The 12,755-nt window shown below is 72.8% G+C and carries 11 protein-coding genes; 8 read left to right on the forward strand and 3 right to left on the reverse strand.

The window, feature by feature from the left end:
* Position 1: 1 nt before the first annotated feature.
* Together J3R08_RS06840 and J3R08_RS06845 are read right to left on the reverse strand one after the other, a co-directional pair.
* Entirely contained in the window at positions 2 to 202 is a 201-nt protein-coding gene (locus tag J3R08_RS06840) for a DUF397 domain-containing protein (RefSeq protein ID WP_043325844.1), read from the reverse strand.
* Positions 189 to 938 carry a helix-turn-helix transcriptional regulator gene (locus tag J3R08_RS06845; RefSeq protein WP_051611197.1) on the reverse strand — a complete coding sequence of 250 codons (750 nt, stop codon included), beginning with the start codon at positions 936 to 938 and terminating at the stop codon, positions 189 to 191. The genes J3R08_RS06840 and J3R08_RS06845 overlap by 14 nt, the downstream gene beginning before the upstream one ends.
* Positions 939 to 1,390: 452 nt before the next feature.
* On the opposite strand from J3R08_RS06845, the gene J3R08_RS06850 reads away from it, so the two are divergent.
* Positions 1,391 to 1,684, forward strand: coding sequence for a hypothetical protein (locus J3R08_RS06850; RefSeq protein ID WP_223201207.1), 294 nt, complete (start codon positions 1,391 to 1,393; stop codon positions 1,682 to 1,684).
* Positions 1,684 to 1,932: a hypothetical protein gene (locus J3R08_RS06855; protein ID WP_043325839.1), complete on the forward strand. Its 249-nt coding sequence runs from the start codon at positions 1,684 to 1,686 to the stop codon at positions 1,930 to 1,932. The genes J3R08_RS06850 and J3R08_RS06855 overlap by 1 nt, the downstream gene beginning before the upstream one ends.
* Positions 1,933 to 1,963: 31 nt before the next feature.
* On the opposite strand, the gene J3R08_RS06860 is transcribed toward J3R08_RS06855, so the two are convergent.
* Positions 1,964 to 3,136 carry a sorbosone dehydrogenase family protein gene (locus tag J3R08_RS06860; RefSeq protein ID WP_209960399.1) on the reverse strand — a complete coding sequence of 391 codons (1,173 nt, stop codon included), beginning with the start codon at positions 3,134 to 3,136 and terminating at the stop codon, positions 1,964 to 1,966.
* An 86-nt stretch (positions 3,137 to 3,222) separates the two neighbouring features.
* On the opposite strand from J3R08_RS06860, the gene J3R08_RS06865 reads away from it, so the two are divergent.
* From J3R08_RS06865 to J3R08_RS06890, 6 genes are all read left to right on the forward strand, one after another.
* Positions 3,223 to 4,587 (forward strand): glutamine synthetase family protein, encoded by a 1,365-nt coding sequence (locus J3R08_RS06865; protein ID WP_166455512.1) that lies wholly within the window; start codon positions 3,223 to 3,225, stop codon positions 4,585 to 4,587.
* 155 nt (positions 4,588 to 4,742) lie between these two features.
* On the forward strand, positions 4,743 to 6,089 hold the full coding sequence (locus J3R08_RS06870; RefSeq protein WP_374102399.1) for an aldehyde dehydrogenase: 1,347 nt from the start codon (positions 4,743 to 4,745) through the stop codon (positions 6,087 to 6,089).
* Between the two features lie 5 nt (positions 6,090 to 6,094).
* Positions 6,095 to 6,862 carry a 3-oxoacyl-ACP reductase gene (locus J3R08_RS06875; protein ID WP_043330553.1) on the forward strand — a complete coding sequence of 256 codons (768 nt, stop codon included), beginning with the start codon at positions 6,095 to 6,097 and terminating at the stop codon, positions 6,860 to 6,862.
* The gene (locus J3R08_RS06880; RefSeq protein WP_209960403.1) at positions 6,859 to 7,569 is read left to right on the forward strand and encodes a gamma-glutamyl-gamma-aminobutyrate hydrolase family protein; all 711 of its coding nucleotides are present in this window, start codon (positions 6,859 to 6,861) and stop codon (positions 7,567 to 7,569) included. Before J3R08_RS06875 ends, J3R08_RS06880 begins: the two co-directional genes overlap by 4 nt.
* A 204-nt stretch (positions 7,570 to 7,773) precedes the next feature.
* On the forward strand, positions 7,774 to 11,442 hold the full coding sequence (locus J3R08_RS06885) for a SpoIIE family protein phosphatase (protein ID WP_209960405.1): 3,669 nt from the start codon (positions 7,774 to 7,776) through the stop codon (positions 11,440 to 11,442).
* A 54-nt stretch (positions 11,443 to 11,496) separates the two neighbouring features.
* Positions 11,497 to 12,744 carry an aromatic acid exporter family protein gene (locus tag J3R08_RS06890; protein ID WP_069089250.1) on the forward strand — a complete coding sequence of 416 codons (1,248 nt, stop codon included), beginning with the start codon at positions 11,497 to 11,499 and terminating at the stop codon, positions 12,742 to 12,744.
* The last annotated feature ends 11 nt before the right edge of the window (positions 12,745 to 12,755 follow it).

Consider the following 12,755-nt stretch of genomic DNA (forward strand, 5'->3'; position numbering starts at 1 on the left):
GTCAGGCTGCGGGTCCGGTCTGCTTGGCCAGGGCGATGAATGACCGCCACGAGGACGGGGTGACGTGGAGGGTGCCGCCGTCGCGGTCCTTGCTGTCGCGTACGAGTACGACTCCCGGCAGGTTGTCGGCCACCTCCACGCAGTCACCACCGCTCGTGCCGCTGCGGGTGGACTTCTTCCAGATCGCGCTACTGAGGTCCATGCTGACTCTCTACTTCCTTTATCAGGGCGACCGACAGGGTCTGCGGCAAGGCTACGCTGCGGACGCCTTCCCACCGTGCCAGGAGCGTCGCCATCGCATCCTCGCCATCGACGACCAGACCCGCAAGCTGGTTCTCCAGGTGCCCCACCCAGCCGCCTTCCGCCGAGTGGGCCAGCGCCAGCGGCCCGGAAAGGCCGACGTGATGACCGGCATCGGCTGGAATAACGTGTAGTTGGACGTGCGGCAGTTCGGCCATGTGCAGCAGGTGCGCGAGCTGCTCGGCCATGATGGCGTCACGGCGGCGGAGCGCTGACTCATCAGTCACTGCGATGACGAGCGGGGGACGGTCGCGAAGCAAGATCTCCTGCCGCTCCAATCGTGCAGCTACCTGCTTCTCCACTTCCTCGTGGGGTCTCGTGCTGTCGAAGCGCAGCACCATCCGGGCATAGTTCGCCGTCTGAAGCAGGCCAGGGATCAGGGACGGATTGAAATACCGAAGCTGACGGGCCGAGCGCTCGGCCTCCAGCCAGGGACGGAACCACGAAGGCTGGCTCTCCCGTTCGGCCATCTTCAGCAGCGTTGTCAGCAGGTCGCCGGTCTTCAGCGCCTCATCTGCTCGCGCAAGGAACACGCGATCCAGCGGACGGGCCCCAGTCTCCACTGCCGAGACCATGGACGCGGAGTAGTGCAGAAGCCTGCCGAACTCCTCCTGACTGAGACCGGCGGCGGAGCGCATCCGGCGGAGCTGCGATCGGATGAGATCGGCTGTCGGTTCCTCCACAGTTCCTCCACAGTCCGTGCGTGAATTTCATTCGACATCCGCCGACCGGCCCGGTGCTTCACTGGTGCGCCGTGACCAGGCTCGATGCCTTCCGACCGTAGCGGTGTCCTCACCAGACTGTCACGCATGCGGATCCGCTCGTCGCAGGCGAGCACGGGCGGATTCCAGCCCGGGGCCGCCCGGTCCCGACGATGCCGGGCGGCCCCCTCCATCAACGAGGAGGCCGATGTGCGTGTCCGATGGTTCCGGTGCCGTACCCGGGAGCTGCCCACCCTGCCGAAGCGAGACCCCGGCAGCAACCTGCCGGCGTGGATGCGCGAGCCGACCCGGGTGTTTCCCACGGTTCGCCCGGGCAGCCCGGGGCGTCTGACACCGGCGCAGGAGTGGCGGGCGAACGGGGGCCGCTGGTGACGGCTCTGGTCGGTGTCCTCAGCGCCATCGGGCACGTCGGGTATCAGCCGGACTGGACATGCGAGCGCTGCCGGGAGCCGTGGCCGTGTCCCACCCTGCGTCGCATTCCCCGCGACCAGCTCGAACCGGCGGCGCTCATCCGGATGATGGCGTTCCTCGTACGCGGCGCGATCCGGGATCTGCGTGGCCGCGTCGAGGGGCCGGAACCGCCCGAGATCGTCCGGCGGTTCTTCTGGTTCCTTCCGCTCACCGACGACGAGGCGCGTGCGATCGCCCGAAGGCTGCGGTGATGGGCCGGCGCGTGGTTCCGCACCTGCCTGTGCGCCCGCTCTGGCGGTGCCGCAACTGCGGGGCGGAGTGGCCCTGCCAGCCGGCCCGGCTGTCGCTGCTCGTCGAGTACCGGGAGGACCGTACCGCGTTGCTGCTCTATCTCGGCGGGCTGATGACCGAGGCGCGGGAACAACTCGCCCAACTGAATCCCGACCACGCGCCGGACCTGCACAGCCGATTCCTGGCCTGGGCGCGGGTTCGTGGCTGACGCGGCGCGGGCTGTCCGCGTACCCCAGGGGTCAGATCGTGGGGCGGCGGTGGGTGAGCGGGAAGCGCAGGATGCGGTCGTCGCCGGCCGCCGGGGTGCCGCGGCCGTCGCGGTTGCTGGTCGCGACCCAGAGCGCGCCGTCGGGGGCCACCTCGACGGTACGCAGGCGGCCGTACGTGCCGGCCAGCTCCGCCACCGGTACGCCGACGCGGCCGGCGGCGTCGACGGGCACCGCCCACAGCCGGGCGCCGCGCAGCGCGGCGACGTAGAGCGTTCCCCTGGCGAAAGCGGCGCCGCTCGGGGACGCCTGGGCGGGCGGCCAGACGACGACCGGGTCGCGGAACCGGGGGTCACCGGCGACGCCCTCGACGACCGGCCAGCCGTAGTTGCCGCCGGGCACGATCCGGTTCACCTCGTCCCAGGTGCTCTGCCCGAACTCGGTGGCGAAGAGCCGGCCGTGCCGGTCCCAGGCGAGGCCCTGCACGTTGCGGTGGCCGTAGCTGTAGACGAGCGAGCCCGGGAACGGGTTGTCCGCGGGCGTCCGGCCGTCCGGGCGGAGCCGCAGGATCTTGCCGTTGCGGCTGGTCAGGTCCTGCGCGCGGGCGGCCACCCCGGCGTCGCCGATCCCGGCGTAGAGCATGCCGTCGGGGCCGAACGCGATCCGCCCGCCGGCGTGCACCGAGCTGCGGGCGATGCCGCTGACCAGCACCCGGGGCGCGCGGGACGAGCCGAGGCGGAACCGGACGATCCGCAGATCCGTGGCGGTGGTGTAGGTGGCGTAGACCCACCGGTCCCGGCGGTACGTGGGGGAGACCGCCAGCCCGAGCAGGCCCGTCTCCCCACCGGCGACCACGTCGGCGATCCGCGCCACCTCGCGGGCCGGGCGTCCGGGGCGTACGCGCAGGATCGTGCCCCGGTCCCGCTGCGCGACCAGGGCGCTGCCGTCGGGCAGGAAGCCCAGGCCCCACGGCGCCTCCAGGCCGGTGGCGACGACGTGCGGGCGGCTCAGGTCGTAGCCGGACCAGCCGGAGCGTCCGTCGAAGCCGCGCAGGTCGAGCATGACCGGTCGCGCGTCGGCGGTCGCCGGCCGGTCCGGCCCGGCAGCGGGTCGCCCCTCGGCGGGTCTGCGGTCGGCGTGCGCGTCGGTGGCGGCCAGCACGATCGCGAGGACGGCGGCGACGACCGCGACGGTACGACGGCGCATGTGCTCTCCACGGTTTCGCACCCGGCCTCGCCGGGGCATTGACGGTGATCCGGTTTGCCAGTAGACCTTGGTGATGGAGGCCCCTGATGAAACCAACGCCGCTCTCGCTGGAACAGTTGCGGGTCGCCGTCACCGAGGGTGAGATCGACACGGTGGTGCTCGCCCTCACCGACATGCAGGGGCGCTTGCAGGGCAAGCGGTTCCACGCGCCCTACTTCCTCGACCAGGTGGTCACGCACGGCAGCGAGGGCTGCAACTACCTGCTCGCCGTGGACGTCGACATGAACACCGTCGACGGGTACGCGATGTCGAGCTGGGAACGCGGCTACGGCGACTTCGCCATGCGCCCCGACCTGGACACGTTGCGCCGGATGCCCTGGCAGCCCGGCTCCGCGCTGCTGCTGGCCGACCTGGAGTGGCTGGACGGCTCCGGCCCGGTGGTCGCCTCGCCCCGGCAGATCCTGCGCAAGCAGCTGGACCGGCTGGCCGCGCACGGGCTGACCGCGTACGCCGGCACCGAACTGGAGTTCGTGCTCTACCGCGACTCGTACGAGGAGGCGTGGCGGCGCGGCTACCGCGATCTGACGCCGGCCAACCAGTACAACGTGGACTACTCGCTGCTCGGCACCGCCCGGGTCGAGCCGCTGCTGCGCCGTATCCGCACCGAGATGGCCGGCGCCGGGCTCACCCCGGAGAGCGCGAAGGGCGAGTGCAACCTCGGCCAGCACGAGATCGCCTTCCGGTACGACGAGGCGGTGCGCTGCGCCGACCACCACGTCATCTACAAGAACGGCGCGAAGGAGATCGCCGCCCAGGAGGGCATGGCGATCACGTTCATGGCGAAGCCGAACGAGCGGGAGGGCAACTCCTGCCACATCCACTTCTCGCTGCGTGACGCCTCCGGCTCGTCGGCGATGCTGGGGGACGGGCCGGCGCACCTGAGCGTCACCGGTCAGCGGGTGCTGGCCGGGCTGCTCGCCACGATGCGCGAGTTCAGCCTGTTCTTCGCGCCGAACATCAACTCGTACAAGCGTTACCAGCCGGGCTCGTTCGCGCCGACCGCGCTGCGCTGGGGCACCGACAACCGCACCTGCGCGCTGCGGCTGGTCGGGCACGGGCAGGGGATGCGGGTGGAGAACCGGGTGCCGGGGGCCGACGTCAACCCGTACCTGGCGATCGCCGCACTGGTGGCCGGGGCGGTGCACGGCATCGAGAACGAGCTGGAGCTGGCGGACGAGTGCACCGGCAACGCGTACGACGACCCGGACGCCGAGCGGGTGCCAACCACGCTGCGTGACGCGCTGGACCTGTGGCAGCGCTCCGAGGTGGCCCGGACGGCGTTCGGCGACGAGGTGGCCGACCACTACGCCAACCAGGCGAAGGTCGAGCTGACCGCCTTCGACGCCGCGGTGACGGACTGGGAGCTGACCCGTGGCTTCGAACGCCTCTGACCCGCCGCCCTCCCTCGCCCCCGCGCCCGCCCTCGCGCTCCCGCTGTCGACGCCGATCTTGCACTTACAGCCCTCGACGCGGGCGTTGTGCGGCTTTCGCCGGGGCAGCAACTACAAGATCGCCGAGCTGAGGGGAGGGGGACCGCGTGGGTGAGGTGATCTCGCCTGTTGACGGGGCGGGGATCGGGGTCGTTCCGGGGTGCTCCGTTGAGGACGTGGATGCGGCTGTCGCGCGGGCTTCCGCGGCGTTCGAGACGTGGCGTCGGGTGGCGCCGGGGGATCGGGGGCGGCTGCTGCGGCGGTTCGCGGCCCAGGTCGACGCGCACCTGGAGGAGCTGGCTCTGCTGGAGGTGCGCAACGCCGGGCACACCATCGGCAACGCGCGCTGGGAGGCGGGCAACGTCCGCGACGTGCTCGACTACTACGCGGGCGCGCCGGAACGGCTGACCGGGCACCAGATCCCGGTGCCCGGGGGGCTCGACGTCACGTTCCACGAACCGCTGGGCGTGGTCGGCGTGATCGTGCCGTGGAACTTCCCGATGCCGATCGCCGGCTGGGGGTTCGCCCCGGCGCTCGCCGCCGGCAACACGGTCGTGCTGAAACCGGCCGAGCTGACCCCGCTGACCGCGCTGCGCCTCGCCGACCTGGCCCGCGACGCCGGCCTGCCTGACGGCGTGTTCACAGTGCTGCCCGGCCGGGGCAGCGTGGTCGGCGAGCGGTTCGTGACCCACCCGGCGGTCCGCAAGATCTGCTTCACCGGCTCGACCGAGGTCGGCACCCGGATCATGGCCGGCTGCGCCGCCCAGGTGAAGCGGGTGACGCTGGAGCTGGGCGGCAAGTCGGCCAACATCGTCTTCGCCGACGCCGACCTGGAGAAGGCGGCGGCCACCGCGCCGTACGCGGTCTTCGACAACGCCGGCCAGGACTGCTGCGCCCGCTCCCGCATCCTGGTCCAGCGTCAGGTGTACGACAGGTTCCTGGAACTGCTCGAACCGGCCGTACGGGCGGTGCGGGTGGAGGACCCGGCCCGGGACACGGCCGAGATGGGCCCGCTGATCTCCGCCGCGCACCGGGACCGCGTCGCCGGGTACGTCGACGGCGCGGACGTCGCGTTCACCGGCTCCTGCCCCGACGGCCCCGGCTTCTGGTACGCCCCGACGGTGCTGCTCGCCGGCTCCCCGGCCGACCGGCACTGGCGGGAGGAGGTCTTCGGCCCGGTCGTCTCGGTGCTGCCGTTCGACGACGAGGCGGACGCGATCCGGCTCGCCAACGACACCGAGTACGGCCTCTCCGGCTCGATCTGGACCCGGGACGTCGGGCGGGCGGTGCGGGTGGCCCGCGCGGTCGAGGCCGGCAACCTCAGCGTCAACTCGCACTCCTCGGTGCGCTACTGGACCCCGTTCGGCGGGATGAAGCGTTCCGGCCTGGGCCGGGAGCTGGGTCCGGACGCGCTGCACGCCTTCACCGACGTCAAGAACGTGTTCATCGGCACCGAGGAGTGATCACAGTGCAGGGACGGCTTTCCGACCGGGTGGCGGTCGTGACCGGCGCGGGCAGCGGCATCGGGCTGGCCACCGTGCGGCGCTTCGCCGCCGAGGGCGCCCGGGTGGTGTGCGTGGACATCGACGCCGACGCCGGTACCCGGGCCGCGCAGGAGGTGGACGGCGAGTTCGTCGCCGCCGACGTGGCCGACGAGACGGCGGTCCGCGACCTGTTCGACGGGGTGGTGCAGCGGCACGGCCGGGTGGACGTGTCGTTCCACAACGCGGGCATCTCGCCGCCGGACGACGACTCCATCCTGGAGACCGGCCTGGACGCCTGGGAACGGGTGCTGCGGGTGAACACCACGAGCGTCTACCTGTGCTGCAAGTACGTCATCCCGCACATGCGGCGGCAGGGCAAGGGCTCGATCATCAACACCGCGTCGTTCGTGGCGCTGATGGGCGCGGCGACGTCGCAGATCGCGTACACGGCGAGCAAGGGCGGGGTGCTGGCGATGACCCGGGAGCTGGGCGTGCAGTTCGCCCGCGAGGGCATCCGGGTCAACGCGCTGTGCCCCGGTCCGGTGGCGACGCCGCTGCTGCTGGAGCTGTTCGCCAAGGACCCGGAGCGGGCGGCCCGGCGGCTGGTGCACGTGCCGATGGGCCGGTTCGGCGATCCCACCGAGATCGCCGCCGCGGTGGCGTTCCTCGCCAGCGACGACGCCTCGTTCATGACCGCCGCGCAGTTCGTCGTCGACGGCGGGATCACCGGCGCCTACGTCACACCGCTATGAGGCCGGTCATCGGCATCACCGCGTACGTCGAGCCGGCCGGCTGGGCGGTGTGGCGGGACGTGCCGGCGACGCTCGTGCCGCACGCGTACGTCCGGGCGGTCACCGCGGCGGGCGGCCGGGCCGTGGTGCTGCCCCCGGACGACGCCGACGCGGACGTGCTGGGGCTGCTGGACGGGCTGCTGCTGGCCGGCGGCGCGGACGTCGGCCCGGAGCGGTACGGGCAGCCGCCCGACCCGCGCACCGAGAGCCGGCCGGAGCGCGACGCCGGGGAGACGACGCTGCTGAGCGCCGCGCTCGCCGCCGACCTGCCGGTGCTGGGCGTGTGCCGGGGGATGCAGCTGCTCGCGGTGGCGTACGGCGGCCTGCTCCACCAGCACCTGCCGGACGTGGTCGGGCACGACGGGCACCGTCCCGCGCCGGGCGTGTACGGGTCGCACCCGGTGCGCTTCGCCGCCGGCAGCCGGACCGCCGAGGTGATGGCCGGGGTGGACCGGGTCAACTCGTACCACCATCAGGCGGTGGCCGACCCCGGCGGCCTGGCGGTGACCGGCTGGGCCGACGACGGGGTGATCGAGGCGGTGGAGGATCCGGCGCGGCGCTTCGTGCTCGGGGTGCAGTGGCATCCGGAGAACGAGCCGGACCCGCGACCGGTGGCCGCGCTGGTCCGGTCCGTGGTGTCGGCCAGATCACACACTCACATTTCGTAGGTGGGGACAGCTGAATCTCCGGCCTGGTCATCCCGGCCGGACCGCCCGAGTCGCCCCGGCCCGTCTGTTACGCCAGGATGAGGCGGAGGTAACCAGCGTCGAACGGTGCGGGTGCGTTACGTTGCTCGTCCGTCGGGGTAGTAGGCGGGGACGGTCGGCGTGACAGCGCCGACCGTCGTGATCATGGCCGGAGCGGGAGGCTGCATGGGCTCGGCCCAGGGGGGCGGGGACGACAGTCGTTCGTCCCCGGCGGCCGGCGAGGCGTCACTGTCGCCGCTGCTCGCCGCGGCGTTCGCGGCCGGCGGCGAGATGGGCGAGCGGCTGCGCGCCTTCGACTGGGCCGCCACCCCGCTCGGCAGCCCGGACCGCTGGCCCGCCGCGCTCTCCCACGCGATGAGCACCATGCTGTCGTCCCGCGCCCAGATGGTGGTGTTCTGGGGCGAGCAGCACCTGGCCTTCTACAACGACGCCTACCGGCCGACCATCGGCGACAAGCACCCCGCCGTGATCGGGCAGGCCGCGCACCGGCACTGGGCCGAGACCTGGGACGTGCTCGGCCCGCTGCTGGACGGGGTGCGCCGCACGGGCGTGCCCTACCGGGGTGAGAACCATCCCTTCGTGCTGAACCGGCACGGCTTCCTGGAGGACGTCTACTTCGACGTCTCGTACGACCCGATCCGCGACGTCGACGGCACCGTCAGCGGGATCTTCTGCTTCGTCAACGAGACCACCGGGCGGGTGCTCGGCGAGCGCCGGCTGCGGGCCCTGGCCGAGCTGGGCAACGAGCTGGGCGAAGTGCCGGACATGCGGGAACTGGGCCGGGCGGTCACCCGGGTGCTCGACGCCCACCGAGCCGACGTGCCGTTCAGCGCGCTGTGGTTCCCCGACGAGCGCGGCGATCTCGTGGCGGGCGGTTGTTCGGGCGTGGACCCCGCCGTTGTCGCCGGTCCGCCGCCCGGAGTGTCCGACGGCGAGCCGCTCACCGAGCCGCGCTGGATCGCCACCGCCGAGCTGCCCGGCGCGGTGCCGCCGGACGCCGCCGGCCAGGCGCTCCTGCTGCCGCTGACCGCGACGAACGAGGCGGCCGGGGTGCTGCTGCTCGGCGTGTCCCGCCGGCTGCCGTTCAGTGACGACTACCGCGACTTCGTCGGCCTGGTCGCCGCGCAGGTCAGCCGGGCGGTGGGCAAGCAGCGGGCGTACGAGCAGGAACGCGCCCGCGCCGCCGAGCTGGCCGCGCTCGACCGCGCCAAGACCAACTTCTTCGCCAACGTCAGCCACGAGTTCCGCACCCCGCTCACCCTGGTCCTCGGGCCGCTGGAGGAGATGCTCGCCGACCGGGAACTGCCGGATCGCTACCTCGACCGGCTCACCGTCATGCACCGCAACGGGTTGCGCCTGCTCAAGCTGGTCAACACGGTGCTCGACTTCTCCCGGCTGGAGTCCGGCCGGCTGGCCGCCCGCTACCAGCCCACCGACCTGTCCGACTTCACCTCCCGGCTGGCCAGCACGTTCCGCTCGGCCACCGAGCGGGCCGGGCTGCGCCTGGTGGTGGACTGCCCGCCGCTGCCCGCGCCGGTCTACGTCGACCGGGACATGTGGGAGAAGATCGTCCTCAACCTGGTGTCGAACGCGGTCAAGTTCACCTTCGACGGCGAGATCCGGGTCCGGGTACGCGCGACCGACCGGGCCGCCGTCCTGGAGGTGACCGACACCGGCGTCGGCATCGCGCCGGAGGAGCTGCCGCAGGTCTTCGAGCGGTTCCACCGGGTCGCCGGCGCCCGCTCGCGTACCCACGAGGGCACCGGCATCGGCCTGGCCCTGGTCCGCGAGCTGGTCGAGATGCACGGCGGCATCGTCACCGCGCACAGCGTCGTCGACCGGGGCACCACGTTCACCGTGACCATGCCGTTCGGGTACGCGCACCTGCCCGCCGACCGGGTGTCCGCCCTCTCGCCGGTGCCGCTGACCGAGCCGGAGCAGGCCCGCCTCTACGTCGCCGAGACGGCGCTCTGGACCGACGAGGTGGCCCGGCCCGTCGGGTTGCCCGAGCCGAACGGCACGCCGGGCGGCGCGGGCCGGATCCTGTTCGCCGACGACAACGCCGACCTGCGCGAGCACGTCGTCCGGCTGCTCTCCCCGGCGTACGAGGTGGTCGCCGTGCCGGACGGCGCGGAGGCGCTGCGGCTGGCCGTCGAGACCCCGTTCGACCTGGTGCTGACGGACGTGATGATGCCCCGGCTGGACGGCTTCGGGCTGGTCGCCGCGCTGCGCGCCAAACCGGCCACCCGGTACGTGCCGATCGTGCTGCTCTCCGCCCGGGCCGGCGCCGCCGAGGAGGTCGCCGGCCTGTCCGCGGGCGCCGACGACTACCTGACCAAGCCCTTCTCCAGCCAGGAACTGGTGGCCCGGGTCCGGGCCAACGTCGAGCTGGGCCAGTTGCGTGGGCAGATCATCCGCCGGCTGCGTGCGCTCGCCGACGCCGCCGTGGAGATCAACACCGCCCGGTCGACAGCCGAGGTGGTGCGGGTGGCCGCCCGGCACGCGCTGCGCCTGGCCGAGGCCGGACGGGTCCGCGTCACCACCACCGGGGCCCGTCACGAGGAGGACGCCGGCGGCGACCTGCCCGCCGACCCGACAGTGGTGCTGCCGCTCACCGGCACGTCCGGCGAGCAGCTCGGTGAGCTGCGGGTGTGGCGGCGCGAGGGCGGCGGCACCGAGCAGGCGGCGCTGACCGAACTGGCCCGGCTGGTCGGCGTCCGGCTGGAGAACGCCCAGCTCTACGAGGCCGAGCACCACATCGCCACCACGCTCCAGCACAGCCTGCTGCCGCGTACGCTGCCGCAGCTGCCCGGCGCGGTGGTCGCCAGCCGCTACCTGCCCGGCAGCGCCGACGTGGAGGTCGGCGGCGACTGGTACGACGTGATGGCCACCGCCGACGACGACCTGGTGCTGGTCATCGGTGACGTGGTGGGCAAGGGCGTGCGGGCCGCCGCGGCGATGGGCCAGCTCCGCAACGCGCTGCGGGCGTACGTCCTGGAGGGCTACGACCCGGGCGAGGCGCTGACCCGCCTCAACCGGCTGGTCCACTCCGCCGGCAGCGGCTCCTTCGCCACCGTCGTCTGCCTCGGCTTCTCCCCGCGCACCGGCCGGATCCGGTACGCCAGCGCCGGCCATCCCTCACCCCTGCTGATCCGAGGAGACGACGTGGCGTTCCTGCACGATCGGGCCCTCGGACCGCCGATCGGGGCGATCCCCGGCACCGTCTACCCGGCCGCCGAAGGCGAACTCGCGCCGGGCAACCGGCTACTGCTCTACACCGACGGCCTGATCGAGGACCGGTCCGCGGGCATCGACGCCGGGCTGGGCCAGTTGCGGTCGGACGCGACGGCCCGCGCCGAGCACGTGGCGGACCTGGTCGACGCCGTCATGGCGCGGGTGGCCGGGCGCTCCCGGCACGACGACGTGGCCGTCCTCGCGCTGGAGGCGGCCGAGTTGAACCGCTTCGCGCTGCGTCTGCCCGCCGACCCGACCCGGCTCAGCGTGCTGCGCAAGCGGCTGGAGGACTTCCTCGTCGCCCACCAGGTCGGCGAGACCGACCTGTTCGACCTGACCGTGGCGGTCTCCGAGGCGGCGGCGAACGCGATCGAGCACCCGGTCGACCCGGTGGACCCGACGATCGAGGTCGAGGTGACGATCGCCGACCGTACGGTCACCGCGACCGTCCGGGACACCGGGCGCTGGCGGGAGTCGAGCGGGTCGAGCTTCCGGGGGCGCGGGCTGGCGCTGATCCAGGCGCTGGGGGAGATGAACGTGACCCGTACCGAGGAGGGCACCGAACTGACGCTGCGCCGCCGGCTGGCCGACCGGGACTGAGGGCTGTTGTAGCGTAAAGCGGATCAAATGCGGCGAAGTCCCTAGGATCGCCTCATGGGGCGTGAGCCGTTCCGTCTTTCGCGGGACAGCGGGAACGACCCGGTTGGCGCGGCGTGGACGGCGATTCGCCGCACCGGCCGGGCGACCGTGGGAGAGCGACTGCGGCGGGTGCGGTTGAGCCTGCTCGTGGCGGTGCAGTGCGGGGTGGCCGCCGCAGTCGCGTGGTGGGTCGCGAAGGATCTGATCCACAACCCGCAACCGCTGTTCGCGCCCGCCGTCGCGGTCGGCACCATCGCCAGTTCGGTGAGTCAGCGCTTCCGCCGTACGCTGCTGCTCATCGCCGGCGTGGCGGTGGGCATCGCGCTGGGCGACCTGCTGGTCTCCTGGGTCGGGCAGGGATACGTACAGATCGGCGTCATCGTCGCCGCCGCGATCCTCGTCGCCGTCCTGCTCAGCGACGAGGGCGCGTTCGTCACCCAGGTCGGCGGCAGCGCGTTGGTGATCGCCGTGCTCTTCCCGGCCCGGACCGACATCGCGCTGCCCCGCTTCCTCGACGGCGTCGTCGGTGGAGTGGTCGGCATCCTGGTCGCGGTCGTGGTGCTGCCCCTGCACCCGATCCACCGGATCCGGCGGGCCGGCCGGCCACTGCTCGACCAGATGGCCGCCGAGCTGGACCGCCTCGCCGACGCGGCCCTGGCCCGGGACGCCGAGCTGGCCCGTCAGGGTCTCGACAGGCTGCGCCGGCTCGACACCTCGGAGGTGGAGGCCGCAATGTCGGGCGCCGACGAGGTCGTCCGCATCTCGCCGCTGCGGTGGCACAACCAGAGCGCGTTGCAGGGATGGCGGCACGGCGCCATCCTCATGATCCGCTCCCTGCTGCACAGCCGCGACGTCGCGCTCAACCTCGAACGCGCGATCCGTGACGACGAGCCCGTTCCGCCGTCGCTCGCCGAGGCCGCGCGGTGCCTGGCCGAGGCCGCGCGCACCGTCGGTAAGGGCTGGTCCCCGTCCGCCAGCCGGCCCTCCCGTTCCCAGCGGGCCGCGATGTCTGCCCTCCGCCTGGTTCAGGAGGCGTTGCGCAGCGGCCCGCGCGTCAGCGGCATCAACGTGGCGAACGAACTCACCATCATCGCGGTGAACACGATCCGGGCGAGCGGGGTGCGCAAGCGCGACGCCGAGTCGCTGCGTCGTGATCTCGCCCCGAACACCGCCGGGGAGTCGGGAAAGCGGCACCCCGCGTCGGATCAGGGGCAGCCGAGACCGGACCTGCCCCTGCCGCCGGCGATGGGAGACGCCTTCTAGACCCGAAGGGC

Origin of the sequence: Micromonospora sp. HB375 (assembly GCF_017872985.1) — a bacterium.
GTDB lineage: Bacteria > Actinomycetota > Actinomycetes > Mycobacteriales > Micromonosporaceae > Micromonospora > Micromonospora chalcea.

Coding starts and splice junctions, on each gene's coding strand:
- J3R08_RS06840 (WP_043325844.1), bottom strand. CDS start 202: ATGGACCTCAGTAGCGCGATCTGGAAGAAGTCCACCCGCAGCGGCACG.
- J3R08_RS06845 (WP_051611197.1), bottom strand. CDS start 938: ATGCGCTCCGCCGCCGGTCTCAGTCAGGAGGAGTTCGGCAGGCTTCTG.
- J3R08_RS06855 (WP_043325839.1), top strand. CDS start 1,684: ATGGGCCGGCGCGTGGTTCCGCACCTGCCTGTGCGCCCGCTCTGGCGG.
- J3R08_RS06860 (WP_209960399.1), bottom strand. CDS start 3,136: ATGCGCCGTCGTACCGTCGCGGTCGTCGCCGCCGTCCTCGCGATCGTG.
- J3R08_RS06865 (WP_166455512.1), top strand. CDS start 3,223: ATGAAACCAACGCCGCTCTCGCTGGAACAGTTGCGGGTCGCCGTCACC.
- J3R08_RS06880 (WP_209960403.1), top strand. CDS start 6,859: ATGAGGCCGGTCATCGGCATCACCGCGTACGTCGAGCCGGCCGGCTGG.
- J3R08_RS06885 (WP_209960405.1), top strand. CDS start 7,774: ATGGGCTCGGCCCAGGGGGGCGGGGACGACAGTCGTTCGTCCCCGGCG.
- J3R08_RS06890 (WP_069089250.1), top strand. CDS start 11,497: ATGGGGCGTGAGCCGTTCCGTCTTTCGCGGGACAGCGGGAACGACCCG.